At 40.6% G+C, this 23029-nt stretch carries 20 protein-coding genes; 14 read left to right on the plus strand and 6 right to left on the minus strand.

What is annotated here, in order from left to right:
• The first annotated feature begins 92 nt into the window (after positions 1 to 92).
• Positions 93 to 1259, plus strand: coding sequence for an O-antigen ligase family protein (locus IPM34_06265; protein MBK8955145.1), 1167 nt, complete (start codon positions 93 to 95; stop codon positions 1257 to 1259).
• On the opposite strand, the gene asnB (IPM34_06270) is transcribed toward IPM34_06265, so the two are convergent.
• Positions 1222 to 3120: an asparagine synthase (glutamine-hydrolyzing) gene (asnB, locus tag IPM34_06270; GenBank protein ID MBK8955146.1), complete on the minus strand. Its 1899-nt coding sequence runs from the start codon at positions 3118 to 3120 to the stop codon at positions 1222 to 1224. The genes IPM34_06265 and asnB (IPM34_06270) overlap by 38 nt on opposite strands.
• A 275-nt stretch (positions 3121 to 3395) precedes the next feature.
• Between asnB (IPM34_06270) and IPM34_06275 the strand changes: the two genes are divergently transcribed.
• Genes IPM34_06275 through asnB (IPM34_06290) form a run of 4 tightly spaced genes read left to right on the plus strand, consistent with a single transcriptional unit; the run spans position 3396 to position 7924 of the window.
• The gene (locus tag IPM34_06275) at positions 3396 to 4421 is read left to right on the plus strand and encodes a GDP-mannose 4,6-dehydratase (GenBank protein MBK8955147.1); all 1026 of its coding nucleotides are present in this window, start codon (positions 3396 to 3398) and stop codon (positions 4419 to 4421) included.
• Between the two features lie 9 nt (positions 4422 to 4430).
• Entirely contained in the window at positions 4431 to 4964 is a 534-nt protein-coding gene (locus IPM34_06280; protein ID MBK8955148.1) for an acyltransferase, read from the plus strand.
• Positions 4961 to 6004: a glycosyltransferase family 4 protein gene (locus IPM34_06285; GenBank protein MBK8955149.1), complete on the plus strand. Its 1044-nt coding sequence runs from the start codon at positions 4961 to 4963 to the stop codon at positions 6002 to 6004. Before IPM34_06280 ends, IPM34_06285 begins: the two co-directional genes overlap by 4 nt.
• A gap of 24 nt (positions 6005 to 6028) precedes the next feature.
• Complete coding sequence (asnB, locus tag IPM34_06290; GenBank protein ID MBK8955150.1) at positions 6029 to 7924, plus strand: asparagine synthase (glutamine-hydrolyzing); 1896 nt, start codon at positions 6029 to 6031, stop codon at positions 7922 to 7924.
• 702 nt (positions 7925 to 8626) lie between these two features.
• Here the strand turns inward: asnB (IPM34_06290) and IPM34_06295 are convergent.
• On the minus strand, positions 8627 to 9979 hold the full coding sequence (locus IPM34_06295; protein ID MBK8955151.1) for a hypothetical protein: 1353 nt from the start codon (positions 9977 to 9979) through the stop codon (positions 8627 to 8629).
• Between the two features lie 271 nt (positions 9980 to 10250).
• On the opposite strand from IPM34_06295, the gene IPM34_06300 reads away from it, so the two are divergent.
• The 8 genes from IPM34_06300 to IPM34_06335 all read left to right on the plus strand — a co-directional run bounded on the left by IPM34_06300 (position 10251) and on the right by IPM34_06335 (position 17585).
• Positions 10251 to 11174 carry an ATP-binding cassette domain-containing protein gene (locus IPM34_06300; GenBank protein MBK8955152.1) on the plus strand — a complete coding sequence of 308 codons (924 nt, stop codon included), beginning with the start codon at positions 10251 to 10253 and terminating at the stop codon, positions 11172 to 11174.
• 24 nt (positions 11175 to 11198) lie between these two features.
• Complete coding sequence (locus IPM34_06305; GenBank protein ID MBK8955153.1) at positions 11199 to 11921, plus strand: ABC transporter permease subunit; 723 nt, start codon at positions 11199 to 11201, stop codon at positions 11919 to 11921.
• Between the two features lie 6 nt (positions 11922 to 11927).
• Positions 11928 to 13418 (plus strand): Gldg family protein, encoded by a 1491-nt coding sequence (locus IPM34_06310; GenBank protein MBK8955154.1) that lies wholly within the window; start codon positions 11928 to 11930, stop codon positions 13416 to 13418.
• Positions 13419 to 13476: 58 nt separating this feature from the next.
• Positions 13477 to 13686 (plus strand): type II toxin-antitoxin system HicA family toxin, encoded by a 210-nt coding sequence (locus IPM34_06315; GenBank protein ID MBK8955155.1) that lies wholly within the window; start codon positions 13477 to 13479, stop codon positions 13684 to 13686.
• A 3-nt stretch (positions 13687 to 13689) separates the two neighbouring features.
• Positions 13690 to 14082, plus strand: coding sequence for an XRE family transcriptional regulator (locus IPM34_06320; GenBank protein ID MBK8955156.1), 393 nt, complete (start codon positions 13690 to 13692; stop codon positions 14080 to 14082).
• A 158-nt stretch (positions 14083 to 14240) separates the two neighbouring features.
• Positions 14241 to 15869 (plus strand): DNA polymerase/3'-5' exonuclease PolX, encoded by a 1629-nt coding sequence (locus IPM34_06325; protein ID MBK8955157.1) that lies wholly within the window; start codon positions 14241 to 14243, stop codon positions 15867 to 15869.
• A 103-nt stretch (positions 15870 to 15972) separates the two neighbouring features.
• Complete coding sequence (locus IPM34_06330) at positions 15973 to 16515, plus strand: DUF1573 domain-containing protein (GenBank protein MBK8955158.1); 543 nt, start codon at positions 15973 to 15975, stop codon at positions 16513 to 16515.
• A gap of 197 nt (positions 16516 to 16712) precedes the next feature.
• Positions 16713 to 17585 carry a UbiA family prenyltransferase gene (locus IPM34_06335; GenBank protein ID MBK8955159.1) on the plus strand — a complete coding sequence of 291 codons (873 nt, stop codon included), beginning with the start codon at positions 16713 to 16715 and terminating at the stop codon, positions 17583 to 17585.
• Positions 17586 to 17947: 362 nt separating this feature from the next.
• Here the strand turns inward: IPM34_06335 and rdgB are convergent, their stop codons facing one another.
• Together rdgB and IPM34_06345 are read right to left on the minus strand one after the other, a co-directional pair.
• On the minus strand, positions 17948 to 18565 hold the full coding sequence (rdgB, locus tag IPM34_06340; protein ID MBK8955160.1) for an RdgB/HAM1 family non-canonical purine NTP pyrophosphatase: 618 nt from the start codon (positions 18563 to 18565) through the stop codon (positions 17948 to 17950).
• Positions 18566 to 18620: 55 nt separating this feature from the next.
• The gene (locus IPM34_06345) at positions 18621 to 19052 is read right to left on the minus strand and encodes a hypothetical protein (protein MBK8955161.1); all 432 of its coding nucleotides are present in this window, start codon (positions 19050 to 19052) and stop codon (positions 18621 to 18623) included.
• Between the two features lie 91 nt (positions 19053 to 19143).
• Between IPM34_06345 and IPM34_06350 the strand changes: the two genes are divergently transcribed.
• The gene (locus tag IPM34_06350; GenBank protein ID MBK8955162.1) at positions 19144 to 20223 is read left to right on the plus strand and encodes a branched-chain amino acid aminotransferase; all 1080 of its coding nucleotides are present in this window, start codon (positions 19144 to 19146) and stop codon (positions 20221 to 20223) included.
• A 644-nt stretch (positions 20224 to 20867) separates the two neighbouring features.
• Here the strand turns inward: IPM34_06350 and IPM34_06355 are convergent.
• Positions 20868 to 21620: a hypothetical protein gene (locus IPM34_06355; GenBank protein ID MBK8955163.1), complete on the minus strand. Its 753-nt coding sequence runs from the start codon at positions 21618 to 21620 to the stop codon at positions 20868 to 20870.
• Between the two features lie 4 nt (positions 21621 to 21624).
• A complete protein-coding gene (locus tag IPM34_06360) occupies positions 21625 to 23028 on the minus strand; it encodes a DUF1501 domain-containing protein (protein MBK8955164.1) in 1404 nt (467 codons plus the stop codon).
• Position 23029 lies beyond the last annotated feature (1 nt).

Genomic DNA, 23029 nt, shown 5'->3' on the forward strand with positions numbered 1-23029 from the left:
CAATTCCACAAGAGGGGGGGCTGCCTCCCTTTCTTTATGTTCTCCTTGCAGTCTTAGCTGCTTGTCTCCCTTTTGAAAATATACTTTTTCATTTGGCGCAAATTGATACGCCATTCAGGCCACATCGCGTACTGGCACTTTTCATCGGGGCACTTATATTTATCATCGTACCTGTTCGAAATCTGAAGTATTCGGCAAATGATCTTAAATTGATAGGCGTTTACCTTTTTGGTTTAGTTCCCAGTTTTATTGCTTATTTGGAAAACAGATTGGAATTTGATTATTTTCTGTTGACCTCATTGCAACTTTTTATTATCTTATGGATTTTTTTTCAGATCAAAGCGCTTCCATTGGAAATTGGTGTTCTCCATAAGTTATTTCACGTGTTTTGTTTTTTTGCGATGGTCAATTCAGGTTTTATGATTTACACATTCCTGTTTGAGGATATCGGGCGACAGAGTGGTTTTATGGACAATCCTAATTATGCTGCTTTTACTTTAAATGTGGCTTTGGTATATTTTGCTTATCAGCTATCCAAGGTGGATGATGCAAGATCCGGCTGGTATCGCTTCTTTTGCTTTGTTGCATTCATCATCGTCTTGGTGGGCATTTTCGTAACGGGATCCAGGAGTGCTATGATTTCTCTGGTATTCAGCGTTTTCTTGTATTTGTATTTTCATTTTAGCTGGAAGAAAATAATAATCGGTTTTTTACTTTTTATAGTCGTCTCGGGATTGCTGATGCAGTTGGATCGCTTTCAGAATTACATGGATGTCGTTCCCTTGTTAAACAGGTTGGAGAGTTTGTCGGGAAGGGAAGAATCGAGGATAACCCTTTGGAAACAAGGTTGGATGGCATTCGCTGATACTTACTATCTCGGTTTGGGTATCGAACAGTTCAAAAATCCTGATATTTATATTCAATACCTGCAAACTTCGGATAATCCTATGTTGGTTGCTCAGGAAGGCCTGGTTCTGCATAATGATTACCTGGCCGTTCTGTTTGAATATGGCATCATTCCTTTTTTGTTGTTTGTAAGTTTTTATTTTACCATTTTGAGAAATTTATTAAAGCAGTCCAATATCAGGTATCGGTCAATGTGGTTGATCATTTTTATGAACATTGTTTTATTTTCTTTTTTTGATACAACATTTCAATCGATGCCATTTTGGTTTATTGTAATGATTGTAAGTGCTTTTTCAGAAAATCCTGTGAGTAGAGTCAAGCTTGCTGAGGGTGAATTTGTACATCAATATTAAAATGTGTGATCCAGGCAAAAAGTTGAGCCATCAACCAAAGTTTATGAGCACTTTTGTAAATGCTTTGCCTGGACGTGGATGATTTTTGTTCAAATCCAGTTTTTATACATGCCAGAACTGCTTCGCGGTTCAGGACCTCAAACAGGGGATGGTCATTTGGAATGACCGAGCTGCAAAAAAGTTGAAATTCTTTGTTGAAAAATTTATGCAGCGGAAAATTAAATCCCTGTTTTGGATGTGAAAATACTTCTTCGGGTAGAAAGGGTTTCATGGCTTTTCTGATCAACCATTTATTTTGCTTTCCTTTCCGTAGAAAATGATCGGGTAAAGTAGCAGCGAACTCAAACAACGCCTTATCCAGAAAGGGATTTCGGACTTCAATGGAATGGCGCATACTCATCCGGTCTATTTTTAAGAGCATGTCATCCGGCATGGCGTAAGCAGTTCTAAACCACATCAGCTTTCTTAGGTTGCTCCAATTCTTATAAGTTTCAGGGCTTTTGTAAGCTTGATTCCCCTGCCAATTCGATGTAATTAATTGCTTGATCTCAACTTCAGTGAAATGTTCATATAAAAGATCGATGAGTTGTTCTTCATTGCGATTCGAAATTTCAATTGCTTTCAGCAATCCTCTTTTGGTATCAACCGAAGCGGGAATAAATTTATCGCAGCTCAGAAGAACTGACTTCATTACGGACTTCAAAGCAACTGGCATTGACCGCAATTTGTTGATTTGATTTCCCCATTGAAAATCGTCGTAACCTCCAAACAATTCATCTCCGCCATCTCCGGAAAGTACAACTTTGAGATGTTTTTGAATTTCTTTAGAGACTAAATAACTGGGAATACAGGAGGAATCCACAAATGGTTCGCCTGTGTGTTGGAGCAGTTCCCAAAAGAAGGGCTCATCGAAAACGGCGTTTAGTACAAAGATTTCGTGATGATTGCTCCCGATATGACCCGCAACTTTGCGTGCAATCAAACTTTCATCATATTCCTTTTCTTCGAACTTAACATTAAAGGTATTGATAGGCCCGTTGGAATTCTTTTGAAGAATGGCTGAAATTGTGCTGGAATCGATACCCCCTGAAAGGAAGGCACCCAAAGGCACATCCGACACCATTTGTTTCTCTACAGCACTGTTAAGTAGTTTCCGAACTTCATCAACCGCAGATTTTTCATCCCAGTCTTTGTTGACGGAGTCATAGCCCCATTTGTAATAAGGAGTAATTTGGAGAGATCCATCATGAAACAGCAAATATTCACCGGGGTTTAATGTATAGACATTGCGGATCAATGTTGCCGGATGCATCTGATATCCAAATCGAAGCAATGAAGTAAGTTGTTCAGTATGGAGATAGCGGGGCAGGTTTTTGTATTGCAATAAAGCTTGCATCTCACTGGCAAAAACAAACTCTTGTCCATGGTGATAATAATACAAAGGTTTTTCTCCAAATCGGTCTCTGGCAAGAAGACAGGAATTTTTCTTGAGATCGATAATGCATATAGCAAACATGCCATCGAGGAATTCAAACATGCTGCTTCCATGTTCTTCGTAAAGATGTACGATGACTTCCGAATCAGATATGGTCGTGAGTTGATGACCTTTTGCCATCAAATCCATTCTCAGTTTTTTGTAATTATAAATTTCGCCGTTCAGAATGGCGCATATCGATTTATCTTCGTTCCAAACCGGTTGCTGACCTCCTGACAAGTCTATAATGGCCAATCGCCTCATGCCGATGCTCCAATCCTGATTGAGAAAAGTGCCTTCGTGATCTGGGCCGCGATGTTGCAATTTTTTCAACATGGCTCCCAGGATTGTCTGATCGTTCCGGTTGAATCCACATATACCGCACATGGTAAATAATTCAGTTCATTTTGTTTTGAGACTTATTCATAAAAATTTCTTTGAGGTAAGAGAATTTAAAATAAAGTCGAAATGAAAGCACAAGTGAAGCATGGTGTGTAATGTTTAAGGAATGCAACGATTTTTGAAGTTTTCATGGCGAATTCCAGGGATTGTACCGTGAAATGCCCAAAAATACATATTTTTACACATTAAAAATATTTTAATATAAGACTCAGCCAGGATGGTAAGCTGGTCTTGAATCGATTATAAAAAAGAGGCCCAGATTGAATAAGATATTATTGACCGGTGGAGCTGGATTTATTGGTTACCATTTGGCAGATAGCCTGATCAGGGATGCATCCAATGTGGTTTACATTATCGATAATCTCAATTCTTATTACGACGTCAGTCTTAAAGAAAAGAGATTGACAAATCTTGGAATTTCTGATTCCAGGGCCCCGGGAGCAAATTGGGTAACTTCTTCAAAATTTTCGAATTTATTTTTTTGCAAGGTCGATATCACTGATTCCGCTTTACTAAGCTCGGTAGTTGCCGATCTTCATTGCGATTACATCATACATCTGGCTGCACAGGCTGGAGTCCGATACAGCTTTCAATACCCTGAAACGTATATTCAATCCAATCTCCTTGGATTTTTTCAGATGATGGAGTTGGCGAAGTTATGGAGGGTGAAGCATTTCATATTTGCCAGCAGCAGCAGTGTTTATGGTGGCAATCTAGAAGTTCCGTTTTCTGAAGATCATTCCATTTCAAAACCATTGAATTTGTATGCCGCTACAAAAGCGTCCAATGAATTACTGGCATACGCATATGCAAATTTGTATAAAATTCCTACCAGTGCTTTGCGGTTTTTTACAGTTTATGGACCTTACGGAAGGCCAGATATGGCTTATTTCAAATTTATGAATATGATCGTGAAAGGGCAAGTGCTCGATGTCTTTGGCCAAGGAAATTTACAAAGAGATTTTACCCATATAAGCGACATCGTTATTTCTATGAGCAAACTGCTGGATGCGATACCAGGTCCAAATCAATATTTTGAAATTTACAATATCGGAAACAACCAGCCTGTTGAGTTGATGCACTTTATCCAATTGCTCGAGAAATATTCCGGACATACGGCTCAAATCAATAAGATTGAATCTTTTGAAGGAGAAATGAAAACAACTTTTGCCAATATCGACAAACTCGTTTCCAAAATTCATTATCGTCCTCAAATGAATATAGAAAGAGGATTGAAAGAATTTGTCAGCTGGTATCTGTCAGATGAAAATCCTTTGATCAATTAATGCCAGGAAATGTTTGAAAAAATTTTAAATGTCATCAGGTATTTGGGTTGGAGATGTTTGCATTTTGGAAAAATAAAAGCATCTGGTTTACATGCCGTTGGAAGCGGGAGTTTGTTTCGTTTGACAGGCTTCTTGGAACTTGGCCAAAGGAGTACGTTCGGCAGATATAACTACATTGATGTGCAAGGCAAATTAATTATCGGCGATCATACATATATCAATGACAACGTAAGGATCGTAAGCCATCGGGAGGTTCAAATTGGAAATCAGGTATTAATAGCCTCAGGGGTTTCCATTTACGATCACGATCACCAGTTGAAATGGCAAGAACATGAATTGACATTCGATGGTTATATCACCAGCCCGGTAAAAATTGGCAGCAGGGTCTGGATAGGGGATAAAGTAATCATTTTGAAGGGGGTGACCATTGGAGACAATGTAGTCGTTGGAGCCGGTTCCGTTGTTACTGCTGATATTCCATCAAACACGATTGCTGCCGGGAATCCCTGTAAAGTGATCAGGGCCATGAACTCATCATTATGAAGGTAAGAAATAATTTTCCTTGCACTTACCTGATTTATGGGCCACAATTTAAAAATGCAGCCAAAGATATTGGAGGAACAACGATTAGTTTCGAAATGCTTTGTGAATATGCATGGAGTTCCGGTAAGTCATTTTCAGTCATCAGAACAAACAGGTTTTCAAAAAGGAATTTCGATTTATTAAATCTGTTATGGGTTATGTTTTTCTCGGTTTTGTTCATACCCAAATGTAAAATCGTGTTCTTGAATGTTAGCCCCGGTGGCATGTATGTTCTGGCTCCTTTGTTGTATGGCTATATCCGCTTATGGAATAAAAAATTGGTGATTCGCGTCTTCGGAGGCAATGAAGAGCGTGTGCTGCCGGGCTATTCGAATTACAAAAAAATAATATTTTCAAAAATCATTGCCAAAGCAGACCTCTTTTTACTTCAAACGCAGGCGCTGGTTCATAAATTCAGATCGCAGGTAAAAAATATCGAGTGGCTTCCTACATCCAGAAAATTTCCTCCACAGAGCGCTGAGTTAAAACCGTATTCAAAAAAATTTGTGTACGTCAGTCAGGTCCATGAAGCTAAGGGCATCGACATGATCATACAGATAAAAAAATTATTGCCAGCCGGTTTTACCCTGGATGTATATGGTCCGATCCTGGACCATAAATACGATTTTTTATCAAATGAAAATTACTATAAAGGCGTGCTCCATCCATTCGAAGTATCGAATGTTTTGCAAACATATGATGTGCTGTTGTTTCCGACTTTTCATTCTGGAGAAGGGTATCCGGGGGTTATTATTGAAGCCTTAGGAGCAGGCCTGCCTGTGATGTGTTCGGATTGGCTTAATCTGCATGAACTTGTGCAAGACCAGTACAACGGATTTTTAATCAACAATAGAGACGTCGAATCCTGGTTGAATATCATCCTGAATTTGGATAGTGATTTGTTTGACAAACTCAGACGAAATGCCTGGAATTCATCTGAACCTTTTGAATGGAAAAAAGTAAACGACAGGCTATTTGAAAAACTTGATTCCATTAAATAACAACATATAATATCAGACGGAGAGATGTGTGGGATACTTGGATTAGTGGCCGAAGATCAGCTGGCAATAACAAAGCTCGATGGTAAAATTATACAACACCGGGGACCTGACGATGACGGATACTTTGAATCCGATGGGATCAAACTCATACATTACAGGCTTTCCATACTCGATTTAAGCGATCATGCACACCAGCCGATGTCAACAGATGACGGGCGTTTTGTAATCGTCTACAACGGTGAAATTTACAATCATCTGGAGATTCGTCAGGAATTGGGTAGCGAATTTGAATTTAAGTCCCAATCAGATACAGAAACTATACTACTTGCATTTTCGAAATGGGGTGTTAATACATTTGCAAAGTTAAACGGGATCTTTGCTCTTGCCGTTTACGATACGACCTCGAGGGAATTGTTCCTTGCACGGGATCCATTTGGTGTAAAGCCTCTTTACTATTGCCATCAGGATGAATTCTTTGGGTTTTCTTCTGAGCTAAAAGCCTTGGTTCAGATTTCCGGTTTCGACAAAACACTGGATTACAAAGCGATTTTTAATTATATACAATACTTATATGCTCCCGGAATTGCAACGGCTTTTCAACACGTACGGAAGTTAGATTCTGGAAGTTATTTGAAACTTTCTCTCGATCATCCGGAGCAGTTTGAAATCATCAGATATTATAATTGGCCATTGTCTGTAAAAAAATCTGATAAAACCGAAAAACAATGGGTTGACGAATTGGATGCACTTTTACAGCAGGCGGTGAAACGCCAGTTGCAGTCGGATGTGCCGGTTGGATATTTTATTTCCGGCGGATTGGATTCGAGTTTGCTTGCTGCAATGCATAGGAAACTGTTTCCAAATCAAAGCATTAAAGGATTTACCATTTCGGATGCCATCAATAAAGAAGAGGGCTTTGACGAGGACCTTCCTTTTGCAAAACTCCTGGCAGCACATTTAAACCTGGATCTGGAAGTTATTTCTTCTCAAAAAATGAATCCGCATGCATTGGATAACATGATCTGGCATATGGATGAACCACAAGGCGATGCAGTGCCCTTGTATATTGATGCCATATCGAAGCTGGCACGGGAAAAAGGATATTATGTTTTAATTAGCGGGATGGGCGGGGATGATTTGTTTTCGGGATATAGAAGGCATCAGGCGTATGCCTGGGATCCCTATCTGGCTGGGCTTCCTCTAACTTTCAGGCGATGGATTAAATCAGCATCGCATATTTTACCGGATGACATTCCAAAATTCAGAAGGTTGCGAAAATTATTGTCGAATTTCGATTATAAAGATCTGAATGAAAGGTTGGTTTCCTATTTCGATTGGATCGGTACGGAAGAAACCAGGCAGCTTTTTTCAGAGCAAGTCAAAACCCAACTGCATGATTACGATCCTCATGACATTTTTTTGAAAGAACTCAAGGATTTACCCAAAGATATAAGTGGATTGACCAGGCAATTGTATTTGGAGTCCAGGTATTATTTGCCCGACCACAATCTGAATTATACCGACAAAATCGGAATGAAGCATGGAGTTGAAATCAGAGTTCCATTTTTAGATAAGGATTTGGTTCAATTTAGTTTTTCACTTCCGGATCCGTATAAATTAAAAGGGAACACCACCAAATATTTGCTTCGAAAACTGGGAGAGCGCTATCTGCCTCCTGAAATTCTTTATCGTAAAAAAACCGGATTTGGAGGACCTGTCAGAAGATGGATCAAAAATGAACTCCAGAGTAAAATCGATACAGAGCTGTCGGCAGAAAAATTGAAAAAACTGGGTATTTTTAATCCACATGCTGTCCATGCCCTCCTTGTTGACAATAAATCCGGAAAACGCGATGCCGCTTATTCCATCCTGGCTTTATTGGCAATTCAGACATGGATCAGGCAGTTCGTGAAAAACTGAGATCTGAAATCGAAACGTCAAAACGTCAAAAAGTCAAAAAGTCAAAAAGTCAAAACGTCGGGACGAAAACCTCTTTCATTTATTTCCCGCACCTGCCCGACTGAAATGATTAGTTTATTATTTGTAAAATTTAAGTCGTTCGGGCGGGGATTTCGCAGATTTACGCAGATCTTTATATTTAATTTATCATTAAAACGTCAAAACGTCAAAAAGTCAAAACGTCGAAACTTCGAAACTTCGAAACTTCGAAACGTCGAAACGTGTTACGAAAACCTCTTCCTTCTATTTCCCGCACTTGCCCGACTGAAATGATTAGTTTATTATTTGTAAAATTTAAGTCGTTCGGGCGGGGATTTCGCAGATTTACGCAGATCTTTATATTTAATTTATCATTAAAAAGTCAAAACGTCAAAACGTCGAAACGTCGAAAAGTCGAAACTTCGAAACTTCGAAATGTCGAAACGTCAAAACGTCAAAAAGTCAAGAAGTCAAAAAGTCAAAACGTCGAAATCCTGAAACGTCAAAACGTCAAAACGTCAAAACGTCAAAACGTCAAAACGTCGAAATCCCGAAACGTCGAAATCCCGATAAAATGACATAATATTTTAGTAAAGAAATAATTCTTTATATTTTATCGGGACGAAACGTCGAAACGTCGAAACGTCGAAATCCCGAAACTCCTATGCGTCCATCGATCATCAATCAACTCCCACATTCTTTCGCAATACAGCGAATTACATTTTCAGTAGCCTGCCCATAGGTTTCACCACATTCTGCCATCTTAGCCTGGATGGCTTTGTTGTATTTTGAATTTGGGTCTTTTAATATTTCAGTTATGAGCTGATTTAATTCATTTTCATTACAGGCAACTTCGATGCCGTGGTTTTGGACAAGCTTCTTGATATGTATGTATTCCAATAAGCGTTTGGCAGATTTCCAGGCTGGTGGATGATGCTTTCCATCAAACATGGGAGCTATGTTTGACTTGCCTGCCATAAGCGCATCTATCGACAAGGTCGAACAGGAATTGATGCATACCAGGCATCCGCTTATTACCGCTGCAAGTTTTTGCATATCAGCAGTTTGCATACTCCATGGCATTTTGCTGTCGACCATTAATGGATAAAAAATGCGAATGCGTTTGCTTTCCAGTTTTTGCAAACGAGGCAGCCAACTCGGATCGGCCATTCCACCCTGCATGTTTTGAGGATGAGGCCTTACTAACATCTGTAAGTCAGGTCCGAAGTATTGATCTTCAATCAGCGCGGATAGCATTTCCACAATTTCGATTTCGTAAGGCACAAATCGCGGGCTGCTCATTCCAAATAGCAGGTATGGTTTTTCCGGATTGATTCCGGTTTCGCGGATGAGGCGCCAACGATCGGGGTCAGATTGAATCTGATGGTGCAAATCAAAATGAGGTACACCGCATTCGTAAATTTGTTGGGGTTCGAGTGGATAATATTGAAGCAGTTCCTCCTTCATAAGGGGTCCCCAGGCCATAAAGAAATCTGCTCTTGCGTAAAACCGACCTTTACTGGTAATGTTGTCCCAACTGAGCAAGTGAATGGCTGTACGTATCCCTAAATTTTTTGCATTCTGCAGGAAGACACCTTCGTGGATGTTGGCCGGATAGGTTGAAATCACAAGGTCCGGGGCGATTTGCCGGATTGAATTTATGGCAGATCTATCCCTCAACAAGAATTGTTCTAATTTTTGATATAAATTCCGGAGCATCGAAAATTTCTTGAACAATCCATGGATCAACATGAGTACACGTGGAATATATTTCAGCAGGAAATACCGGGATTTCATGCGATACACTTCGTAATGATGTTTTTCCAGTAATGCCGGATTGGAGCGGACATCTTCCAGAAAATAGGTCCGGTATAAACTGTAATTTGTTTTCCAGAGAAAACGACGCGACTGAAAACGCAATAGCGAAATATGCTGCTCCATGCAATAGCTCTTCATAACCGGATCTTTTTCATCCGGAGAAATCAGATAAACAGCATGTCCCCTTTCTGCCAGGCGGCCTAACAGATTGGTCTGCATCAGCATGCGGGCCGCAAAACCATGGGATACCAGATAAACTATTTTTTTATGCGCAGGAATAAGCAGATCGTTTGTGCTGCGAATTTACATTACCTCGGTCTGACTATTCGATTTAATTGGAATTGAAAAATCGTATCCGATTTTAAGAAAATTTTAAAAACCGTTCAAGGATTGATTTTCAGGAAGTAGTGTTTTCACTGTCCGGGAAATTTAGACCCGGCTTACCCGTATTCGCATCATCCTTTTATTTTTGCAAACTAATAATGACCATATGGATGTCCGGATTGAGAACTTAAGTAAACATTACGGCCTGCAAAAAGCGGTAGATCATATTTCCTTTGCCATCAGGTCAGGAGAGATCGTTGGCTTCCTGGGACCCAACGGGGCTGGTAAAACTACCACTATGAAAATGCTGACCCAGTATTTACAAGCCGATTCAGGCCAAATCTGGTATGGCAACCGCAGCTCTTTGGATGCCGATATCAGGCGCCAGATTGGCTACTTACCGGAGCACAATCCACTTTACGAGGACATGCCGGTCATTGATTACCTTGGATTTATGGCCGCTTTGCAAGGGATGGCCGAATCTGATATACCGCAGCGGGTCCGCGAAATGGTGAGGATCTGTGGTCTCGATATTGAAAAACACAAAAAGATCGGCGAATTGTCGAAAGGTTTCAGACAACGGGTCGGTTTGGCTCAAGCCATCATACATAATCCCAAAATTTTAATTCTGGATGAACCCACTACCGGACTCGATCCCAACCAGATCGTCGAGATCAGAGAATTGATCCGCAAACTCGGTCGAGAAAAAACCGTTATACTGAGTACGCACATTCTACCTGAAGTCGAGGCAACCTGCGATCGGATTTTGATCATCAACAAAGGCAAGATCGTCGCCGATGGGAGTGTGGAAGAACTGCGCGCCCGATCCGAAGGAAAACAATTGCTGCAAATCCGGGTGAGTGGAGCTTCCAGTGAACACATGTTTTCGATTTTTTCTGAGCTGCCTTCAGTTGAGCTGGTCAAATGGTTGGATCCCGTCAAAGGCATGCTTGAAATCCAAAGCAAACACGGCAAAACTTCCAATGCAGCTGTGTTTCATGCTTGTGTCGCCAATCATCTGGAATTGCTTGAGTTGATTCCGTTTGAGACGAAACTCGAAGATATTTTCAGAGACCTGACTTTAAACTAATACTGATCTTAATAAATATTAATTATGAGTTCTCCGGTTTGGATCATTACAAAAAAAGAGTTGAATGCATTTTTCGACTCCCTCGCAGCCTATATATTAATTATAGCATTTCTCGGGTTTAGCGGATTTTTCACCTGGATTTCCGGCTCCGATATTTTTCTGAGAAAAGAGGCAGACCTGGCAGTGTTTTTCAGCGTTTCAAAATGGACATTGTTCTTTTTTATTCCTGCGATAACCATGCGCATGATGGCTGAGGAAAATAAAACAGGAACCATAGAATTATTGCTCACTCGTGCGATCACTGCCAGACAAATTGTATTGGGAAAATTCCTCGCCTGCGTGTTGCTGATCGCCATTACTTTAGCATTTACACTTAGTTATTACATTACGGTAAGCAGCATCGGAAACATAGACCACGGTGCAACGTTATGCGGTTATCTCGGACTCTTGCTTTTAAGTGCGGGTTATATTTCCATCGGGCTGTTTGCCAGCAGCATCACCAACAATCAGATCATTGCATTTCTGCTTGCTTTGCTCATCGGTGTCTTTTTTCATTTTATTTTTGATATGATGTCTTATGGGTCTTCGGGTTTTATAGGGCAATTGCTCAGCAGTCTAAGCGCATCGCGGCATTTTGACTCCATGTCCCGGGGAGTGGTTGATACCAAAGACCTTTTGTTTTTTGGTAGTTTATGCCTGGCCGCATTGTATCTGGCAGAATTATTTGTTACCAAACGCACAAAATAAGTCAAAATGTTAAAATCTAAATACAATATTATCCTGATTGTTTTGTTGGCGTTCGTGGCCTTGAATTATTTTTCAAAATATCTTTTTGTCAGATTAGACCTCACCGAAAACAATGCATTCACGCTGTCTAAAGCCACCAAAGAAATTCTAAAAAGTCTCGATGAAAATATTGAGGTGATCGCATATTTTTCTGAAGGACTGCCGGTCGATATCGCAAAATCAAGAGAGGAACTCGATAATCTCCTGAATGAATATGCGAATTTGTCTAAAGGAAAATTGACTTACCGGTTTATCAATCCTAATGAAAGCGCAGCTACTGAAGAGGAAGCCAATAAAGAAGGCATCCGTCCCGTTATGATCAATGTCCGCGAAAAGGACCAGGCCAAACAGCAAAAAGCATATCTGGGCGCAGTGATTAAAGTTGGAGATGCTAAAGATGTCGTACCCGTCATCCAACCTGGTATCGCTATGGAATATGCATTTACAACAGGAATAAAAAAACTCGTTGGAAAAAATAAACCTAAGGTTGGATTTGTTCAGGGCCATGGGGAAGCCACGCTGCAAGATCTTGCTCAGGCGTATCAGGAGTTGAGCATCCTTTACCAAGTGAATTCAAGTTATGTGGAATACGATACAGTTGATCTCAGCATTTATAAGACCTTGGTCATGATCAAACCAAACGACAGCATTCCGCCCGATCATTTAGCTCGCCTGGATCAATACCTGGCAAATGGTGGAAATTTAGTGCTCGCATACAATCAGGTAGAGGCCAACATCCAATATGGCATGGCAACTCCATTAAATACAGGCATAAAACAATGGCTTTCGACAAAAGGGCTGGAGGTCGAAGATGCCCTGGTCAGAGATACACGTTGCGGTCAGGTCAATGTCACGCAGCAGCAAGGATTTTTTTCATTCTCCACACCTGTACAATTTCCATACCTTCCTTTGATCCAGAAATTTTCAGGACATCCGTTGACCAAAGGACTTGAACAGGTCATGCTGGAATTTGCAAGCCCGATCAATTTTACAGGGAATCCGGATTATGAATTTACCCCGATACTCTACACTTCTGAAAAATCCTCCCGCGAAAATGTACCCTTGCAATTCAATGTGCAGCGCAATTGGACAGAAGCAGATTTTACGGAAAAAAATATTGCAGTTGGTGGAGTATTAAAAGCTAAAGCGGGAGGAAGCATCATTGTGATTACAGACGGTGACTTTGCAATCAATGGCAAAGAGCAACGCAGACAAAGTGAAGACAACATCAGTCTGCTGGTCAACAGCATCGATTATTTAAGTGACGATACTGGGCTGATTGATCTTCGCACGAAATCAGTTGAAACCAGACCTATTGAAGAATTGACAGACTCGAAAAGAAACACGATAAAATATCTCAACTTCCTGCTTCCTATCGGATTGGTTGTTGTTTATGGAATTTTCAGGAGCAACCGAAGCAGACAAATCAGGATGCGAAGAATGGAGGAACGTTATTAATACGATCGAGCCAATACCTAAAACAGTTATTAAAAATTTATTTGTAAAAGGTAAATAATTGTTTACCTTTGTTGGGTTGAAATGTTCTGAGTTATACAGGATTTTGCTTAAGGCTGGGTGGTATCCAATGAAGCAAAATGGCTCCCACATTAAACTTAAGCATACTTTGAAGACAAATGTAATTATCTTCCCAAATCATGGAAGTCAGGAAATTGGAAAAGGACTTGAATTAAAAATTCTCAAAGAAGCAGGAATTCGTAAAAAGTAATTCATGAAAAGACTTAAGAAAGTAGAATTCATTGTGGAGAAAACCAAATCCGGGTTTTCAGCTTACGCTGAAGATTTTCCCATCTATACTACGGGAAAAAACTTGGCGGAATTAATTGGAAATGCAAATGAAGCTACTCAATTATATTTTGACGATGGAAAAAAAACGCCTTCAAATTTCAAAATACAATATCATATAGATTTTAAACAGTTCTTTCAATATTACCGTGTATTAAATGCAAAAGTTATAGCAGAGAAAATAGGAATGAATCCAACTTTACTTTCACAGTACGTGCAAGGAAAAAAGAAACCATCACAAGTTCAAACTAAAAGAATAATTAATGCTATCCATGAAATTGGCATAGAACTATCTGCTATTAATTTGGTGCATGCTTAATTAAATGGAAGTACTGGCTTTAATACAGCATGTTCACCAAGCACTTCTTTAGTTTGGAGTGTTTTTATTTGGCTGGTTTGGAAAATAAATTTTAAAGTTCTATTTTTGGCTTAAACTAAAGCGGACATCATACATGCCGGATCGATAAACGAAAAAAAATGACAAATAAGGACATTGCCGGTTTATTTCACGAATTGGCAAACCTCATGGAACTCCACGATGAGAATCCTTTCAAAACCAGAACTTATGAAAATGCCTATCTGGCCTTACGCAAAATGGATGTTCCACTGCTTGAAATGGATCCATCTGAGTGGGCGCAAATCAAAGGAATAGGAACTGCTATCCGGGAAAAACTTGAAGAGCTGAAATCCAAAAATACTTTTCAGGCTATTGAAGAATTCAGACAAAAAACACCCGAAGGAGTCAGACAGATGTTGCGCATCAAAGGACTCGGTCCCAAAAAAGTAAAAAGCATCTGGAAAGAACTGAATATTGAATCTATAGGAGAATTAGCTTACGCCTGCGAAGAAAACCGATTGATCGAATTAAAAGGATTTGGAAAAAAAATCCAGGAAGATGTACTGAACAACATCGCATTTTTCGATAGTCAGGCCAGTTTTTATTTGTATCCAAAATTGGAAACTGAAGCGGCTGATTTGATTTGCGAATTGGAAAAATTAAACCCGGGAATAAAGATCGAAGTTTGTGGTGGATTGAGAAGAGCACTTCCTGTGCTCGATAAAATTGAACTTTTACTTCAAGGCGAGATCGGACAAATACCGGATCGGTTGAAACATCAGGAAAAAGAAAAGTATTTCTGGAAAGAACACATCCCTGTTGAAATTTATGAGTGTACACGGAGTGAATATTATTATCAGCTCGCTTTACATACAGGAGGGAGTGAATCTTTTATTTCGGACATAATCAGTAAGTTGGAAAACAAAGATGCAGACTCTGAATCGGACTTATTTCATCGGAACAAAATCGCATACGTTCCTCCTGAATGCAGAGATCTGGATGTATTTGCGCAATTGAATGATTCAGAACTCATCGGAGATCAAGATATTAAAGGGGTGATTCATACACATACGACTTATAGCGATGGAATCTACAGCATTGCACAAATGGCAGATGAATGCATCCGGCTGGGATATGAGTACCTGGTCATATCAGATCACTCGCGCGCTGCTTTCTATGCTAACGGACTCAGTATTGAACGGGTAGAACAACAATGGCGGGAAATCGATGATTTGAATTCCAGGATGAAATCGGAATTCCGGATTTATAAATCAATTGAATCCGATATACTCAATGATGGGTCACTGGACTATCCCGATGATATTCTTGCGAAATTTGATTTGGTCATTGCATCCGTACATAGTCAATTGAAAATGGACGAAACCAAGGCAATGAGCAGATTAATCAAAGCCATTGAAAATCCATATACCCGTATATTGGGTCACATGACGGGGCGATTGTTGTTGTCGCGGCCGGGATACCCCGTCGATCATAAAAAAATAATTGAAGCCTGTGCAGCCAACCGGGTTTGTATAGAGCTCAATGCAAATCCGATGCGACTCGATCTCGACTGGAAATGGATACCTTATGCTATGGAAAAGGAGGTGCAAATTTCGATTAATCCCGATGCGCATAACCTGAAGGGGATTGGTGATATAAAATACGGCGTGCTTGCAGCGAGAAAAGGAGGTCTATTGAAAAATAAATGTCTGAATTCCAGGTCTGTCGCAGAATTTAGTTTGTGGATAAATGAAAAAAACAACTTTTAATAATCGTTAACATTATGTTTGAAATAGAATAAATGGGTCTGGTTGGATAAGAGCTAATTTTACAACCTAATTAGTTGACAAAAATTAAAATCATTTATCCATCATGAAAAAAGTACAATTATTTTCATTTGTTTTATTTGCCGCTTTGATGGCAATCAGTGCATGCAAATCTGATAAGACAGAAGCGGGTGCAGGAGATGCTGCACTTACTGCAGATGCAACTGCAACCAACGTAGCTGACCCAGGTGCAGCCGGTTCTGTTCCTCCGGAAGCTGCTCCAACAGGACCTACAACTACTATGGAATTCGCTGAAATGGTTCACGATTGGGGTGAATTGAAAGAAGGAGAACACATGAAGTATTCATTTAAATTTAAAAATACAGGTTCAGAACCATTGATCATATCCGATGCAAAAGGAAGTTGTGGTTGTACTGTTCCCGATTGGCCAAGAGAGCCTATCGCTCCCGGTGCAAGCGGAGAGATCAAAGTTGAATTTGACTCTAAAGGAAAAGGCAGCGATGACGGACAGAAACAAACTAAAAAAGTTACAGTGACTGCAAATACCAATCCTCCTCAGACTTACCTGACGATTACAGGTGTGGTGAGAAAAGATCCTAATGCAAAACCTGCGACTTCTACAAACTAATACAAATATTATTGAGTTAAGACATAAAGCCCGTGCTGAATTTCAGTACGGGTTTTTTGTTTTAGCGAATTGCATAGAGTTAAATCATTTGCATTTTAATACCCGATTCAAAAGACTACCTTTGAGCTTGAAGAATTTGTGATTAAAAATGAATTCGTTACTACAATGAAGTTTTTTGGCAAATTGCAACCAACATCATGTCCCCAATAAAATCTTATTTATCGCTGGTAAAATTCAGCCATACCATTTTTGCTTTGCCTTTTGCAGCAATCGGATTCATCATAGGAATTCATTCCAATCCTGAAATTCCTATTAATTACAATCTATGGATCTGGGTATTGTTATGCATGATCACGGCCAGAAATGCAGCGATGGCATTCAACCGTTGGGCAGACCGCGACATCGATGCACTCAATCCACGAACTCAATCGCGTGAAATTCCTGCAGGGCTTATTTCTGCCAAAAATGCATTGCTATTCGTTGCATTGAATGCATTGGTCTTTATAATAAGTGCATATCAGATCAATCTGGTTTGTTTTATTTTATCTCCTTTGGCTCTGATCATTGTGCTCGGTTATTCCTACACAAAAAGATATTTCTGGTTATGTCATTTGTTTTTAGGTCTGGGACTGGCGCTGGCACCGCTTGGAGCTTTTTTAGCCGTACGGGGCAGCTTTGAATTGTTGCCTACACTTTATGCCATTGCAGTCGTGGCATGGGTTGCAGGATTCGACATTATTTATGCGTTGCAGGATGTCGAGTTTGATCAATCCCATCAGTTAAAATCCATCCCTGCCCAATTTGGAATTCAAACTGCATTGTGGATCAGCTCAGGTTTGCACTTTATATGCGCCATCTGCATTTTTTATGCCACCTGGTTGTTGCATAGGGATTATGGTTTGAACGACGGCATATACATCGGAAGTACTGCATTTGTTATGTTGCTGATTTCTCAACACATCATCATCGGAAAAGGCGACTTGAGTAAAGTGAATCTCGCGTTTTTCTCCACCAACGGAATGGCCAGCATCTGCCTCGCAGCGGGAATTATTTTTGATTTTTATTTTTAAAAGATTTTGAGAAAGGCTGAAGGCCTAAGGCAGGAGGATAGTCAGGGATCAGTAGTCAGGAATTAGTAGTCAGGAATTAGGAATTTTTCGCAATTATTCATTATTTTTTATTTCGATACTAACAATTGTTAGTTATATGCCTTCATTACACTTCCAGCTTCCAGCTTCCAGCTTCCAGCTTCCAGCTTCCAGCTTCCAGCTTCCAGCTTCCAGCTTCCAGCTTCCAGCTTCCAGCTTCCAGCTTCCAGCTTCCAGCTTCCAGCTTCCAGCTTCCAGCTTCCAGCTTCCAGCTTCCAGCTTCCAGCTTTCAGCTTCCAGCTTCCAGCTTTCAGCTTCCAGCTTCCAGCTTCCAGCCTTAAGCCTTAGGCCTTACGCCTTTGGCCTTCAGCCTTAAGCCTTACGCCTTCAGCCTCCAAATGCTCCATCAATTTCCCAATAGCCATTGCACGATGGCTGATATTATTTTTGATTTCCGGACCCAACTCTGCAAATGTTTGTCGATAGCCCTGTGGTATAAAAACAGGATCGTAACCAAAACCATGATTTCCAAGGGGATTCTCAGATATGACTCCATTGATCACCCCTACAAAAATATATGCTTTACCTGCCTGATCCATATACGCGATGATGGTGCGGAATCTTGCCTGTCGGTCGGTTATTCCTTCAAGAGCAGACAATAATTTTTGAATATTCTTCAGATCATTTTTAGATTCACCTGCATATCTCGCCGAAAGCACACCAGGTGCCTGATTTAATGCCCGCACTTCCAGTCCGCTGTCATCCGCAATACACGCTTTTCCGAATTTTTGAAATACAAATCTGGCTTTGATCAAAGCATTCTCTTCAAATGTCTGGCCCGATTCTTCAATTTCGGTTGCATAATCCAGATCATTTAAGTCGAGTAATTGATAGGCTTGCGGGAGTACAGCTTGTATTTCTATTTTTTTATGGGGATTGCGGCTGGCGACCAGAAGTTGCATCTGATTTGTGTTTAATAAAATTAGATCTTATTAAAATAAAGTCAATGATTGAAATTTATAAAAGGAACATTTCTTTCAAGCATTTCCATAAGAGTTTTTTATCCAGGTCGGATTGATAATCCGAAAGATTTTTTGCAAATAAGAATTGTGCAGAGATGCTTTTTATTAATTCGTGCAGTTGATGTTTTCCCTGATACCTCAATTGATTGGAAGGAATTCCGAAAAATACCATTTGGATGGGATGGCTTGTATGACTGTTTGGAATTTGGACAAATTGATCTGCACGCAAACTTACAATACTCGCATTATGATCAGCAGTGAGGTGGACGGCTTCCAGTATCTTATCTAAAAATTTCATTGACGTCTCATTTCTGAACTCAGTGTCGTTTACAATAAAATAGGCGGAAACATCTTTTTTGTATAATTCCAGCATGCACTTTTGATCTGCAATTTCATAGGTAAAGGGAATATTTTCCAGATGATTCACAACAATAGTGATTTGTGAAGGTTAAATTAAATAGGAGCCTAAAATTAGGCATAAAGAGGACATTTTATTAACTTTGTACAAAACGGTAACTATGGACTACAAAATCAGCATCGAACGGACAAAGAATTCCAGAATTTCAACAGTAGACTTCGACAATATACCATTTGGTAAAGTGTTTGCCGATCATATGTTTATAGCTGATTTTGACGGACAGCAATGGAAAAATTTTGCGATTAAGCCTTTGGAAAAAATTCCATTACATCCTGCAACCATGGCCTGGCATTACGGACAGGCGATATTTGAGGGAATGAAAGCATCGATTTCAGCCGACGGTACCCCTTTGTTATTCCGTCCCGAGGACCATGCCGATCGTCTCAATCTTTCTGCAGCGAGGATGTGTATGCCCGAATTTCCTGCAGATTTATTTGTCGATGCGCTAAGTAAACTGGTGTGGATTGATCGAAATTGGATCCCAAGAAATGAAGAAAGTGCTTTATATATAAGACCTGTGATGATGGCCACCGACGAATTTGTAGGGGTGAGGTCTTCAGATACCTTTAAACTGATGATCATGAACCTGCCATCAGGTCCTTATTATGCCAAACCGGTTTCGCTACTGGTTGAAGAAAAATATGTAAGAGCGGTCGATGGCGGAGTAGGAGAGGCCAAAGCAGCTGGTAATTACGGGGCTTCCCTGTACCCAACCAAACTGGCTAAAGAAAAGGGTTACGATCAGGTGATCTGGATGGATGCCCACGAGTTCAAGTATGTACAGGAAGTAGGTACGATGAATATTTTCTTTGTGCTGAAAGATAGAATTCTGACACCCAATCTCAGTGGTACCATTTTGAAAGGCATTACCCGGGAATCCATCATTACTTTATTACAGGAAAAGGGATATGTCGTGGAAGAAAGACCGGTAACCATGGAAGAAATTGCCAAAGCTTTTGATGAAGGCAATTTACTAGAAGCATTTGGAGCAGGAACTGCCGCAGTTGTGGCTCATGTCGATAGAATTGGTTACAAGGGCAGAGATCTTAAATTAGATCCGGCCAATTGGAGTTTATCAAAAACCATCAAATCTGAAATCAATGGCATCCGTTCCGGAAGAATCACCGACACGCATGGATGGATCCACCCGGTGATGCTGGAAGAAGCGGTGTTGGTTTAAGGAGTTTAGGCTGAAGGCTTAACTTAAGGCTTAAGGTCAAAGGCTAAAGGCTTAAGGCCAAAGGCAAGAGAAAAGATCATACATCATAATCATTTTAATTAACTAACGATGGTTAGTTGAATTTTTTAATTTCCTATGGTGTGTAAAGATATCAGGCTTAAGGCTAAGGCTTAAGGCCAAAGGCTATAGGCTTAAGGCCAAAGGTCTAAATGCCTAAATGCCTAAATGCCGATAAAATTGGATAATATTATTTTAGTAAAGAAATAATTCTCTATATTTTATCGGGACTAAAAGTCTAAACGCCTAAACGCCTAAACGCCTAAATGCCTAAAAGTCTAAAAGTCTAAAAGTCTAAAAGTCTAAACGGCTAAAGGCCAAAGGCTTAAGGCCAAAGGTCTAAATGCCTAAAAGTCTAAATGCCTAAATGCCTAAAAGTCTAACAGCCTAAAAGTCTAAACGCCTAAACGCCTAAATGCCTAAACGCCTAAAAGTCTAAAAGTCTAAAAGTCTAAACGGCTAAAGGCCAAAGGCTGAAGGCCAAAGGTCTAAATGCCTAAAAGCCTAAACGCCTAACAGCCTAACAGCCTAAAAGTCTAAATGCTAAAAGCCTAAACGCCTAAAAGCCTAAAAGCCTAAACGTCTTCCTACATCCTCACCAGCACCTTTCTCAAAATCTGGTTTCCATCATTAGAGATCAACACATAGCTTCCTGGCAACCATTTGCGCGTAGATAATTTTGTAAAGGCATAACCATTATCCAGATTCGCATATCCCGATTCGATCGACTTGCCAAAAAGATCGGTTATTTGATAAAATATACGGGTGCCCGGTTTTCCCTGAAACGAAAGACTTGTCAAATCTGTGAAGGGATTGGGTTGAATATCGACAGAATATTCACTTGCCAGTTCTTCTTCATCGACATCAACCGGCGACTGAACTTTTTCTGCGGAGAAGAAAACTTCCGAAAGACCTGCACAATTTCCACCAAAGTTTGAAATGGCGGTGATCAATACAAATCTTGCCTTTGGAATGGTAAGATCTGTCCAGGGCATCCCTTCGTAGCGGTTGTTGCCGCTGGCCTGGTCGAGTACAAATTGTCCGGCATGATTCCAAAGCAGGCTGTCTTCTGAATAGTCTATCGCAATTTCCTGCATGCCCCAACTCAATCGGTCCGGATCATTCAGGTTCCAGATTTTCATCCGGTCGATTCTGTATAATTTATTCAAGTCAAACAGGATCCAGTGACTTTCTGGATGTGCAGGGTTGGGATTCGCTTTCGCGTAGCAACTGACCCAGGAATCAAACCAATTGGTGCTGTGGCGATCCGGAAAACATTGTGCATCGAGTTGCGATGCAGCGAATATCAATAGAGCAATGGTGTATAATTTCATTTTCATAAAATTAGTTTTTAAGAAATCCAATCGGGTTTTTTCCGGAAAGCGGATCGTAGAAATTTCCCACATTCGGCAACATGAAACTGAGATCGCTGGGTGCGACACCCATCCATAAAGCCATTTCAGCAAAATATTGGTCGACGGATGTGGTAGGAATGATGACACCATCGTACACATTCAATGGAGCATTCGAAGCCAGCAAAGGATATTGTCCGTGCATCTTTTTGCCAATGACCGAGCCACCCATCACCATCACGTTGCCTCCCCAGGCGTGATCGGTTCCGTTTCCGTTGGAAGTAAGTGACCTTCCAAATTCGGACATGGTAAACGTAGTCACCTGATTGCTCAATTGCAATTCTTCCAAAGCCTGATTGAATTCAGATAAAGCAGCATCCACAATCCCAAGCATTTCCCTTTGATTCTGGATAACTTCGTCGTGGTGGTCCCACCCCGGGAAATCGACAAAAAAGATCTGGCGCTTGAATCCCAGTTCTTCGTGAACTGCGATCGTACGGGCAATCATCTGAAACGACTGACTGATGTAGTTGTCGGTAAATTGCGTTTGCAAAACCGGACTTTTATCTATCGCGCTGGAATAAAGACGGTGTCCGTCTCTGGAACTGCGGATGACATCCATGTAAGTTTTCTGGAAGGGATCTTTATAGGCATGGTCGATGATTGAATCCAGGGCATTTCCACGAATGATGTTGAAATAATCATACATGTTCATGGAACCGTATCCTTCAATACCAACGCTTCCCTGCCTCGGGTCGATCGAAAATTCAATGGTTTCATTTCCAGTCTGAAAAAGGTTGGTTCCGGCCAGTGAAATGTTCATGGAGATCTTATTCGACGGATTCAGATCGCGGATCAGATCCGCCATACGTCCTCCCCATCCCACTGTGGCGCGCTTGTCGGCAAGCGAAGATTGCCATTGCTGCGACTGGTCGGAGTGCGACAAGAGGCCCAAGGGTAATTTTACCGTTCCATTGTAGAATGCACTTTGCGTAGTGGGTTCCAGCAAAGTACCCACATTACTAACGAATGTTAGTTTTCCGTCGTTATGCAATCGCTGGCATTCGGTCATGACAGGATTTAATCCGAAAGTTCTCCCCGGAGTATTGCCGACCTGGATCGGCAACAATTCATTTTTGGGGATAGCGAGGTTCGCACGGGTTTTCTGATAGTCTCCATATTCTTTCGTGCTCATCGGGACCAGCATATTAAATGCATCATTGCCTCCGGAAAGCATCAGACATACTAAAGCTTTGTATTCCGGATCGAGCGCACTGTTGGAAGCAGCCAATGCATTGATCCCTTTTAAATGCAACAGTGCATTAACGATGCTGGTAGATCCCAGTGCTGCGCAACTGGCCTGTCCGATAAAATTTCTTCTTGTAAATTTTTTCATA

It is taken from the genome of Saprospiraceae bacterium (assembly GCA_016716185.1).
Taxonomy (GTDB): Bacteria; Bacteroidota; Bacteroidia; order Chitinophagales; family Saprospiraceae; genus Vicinibacter.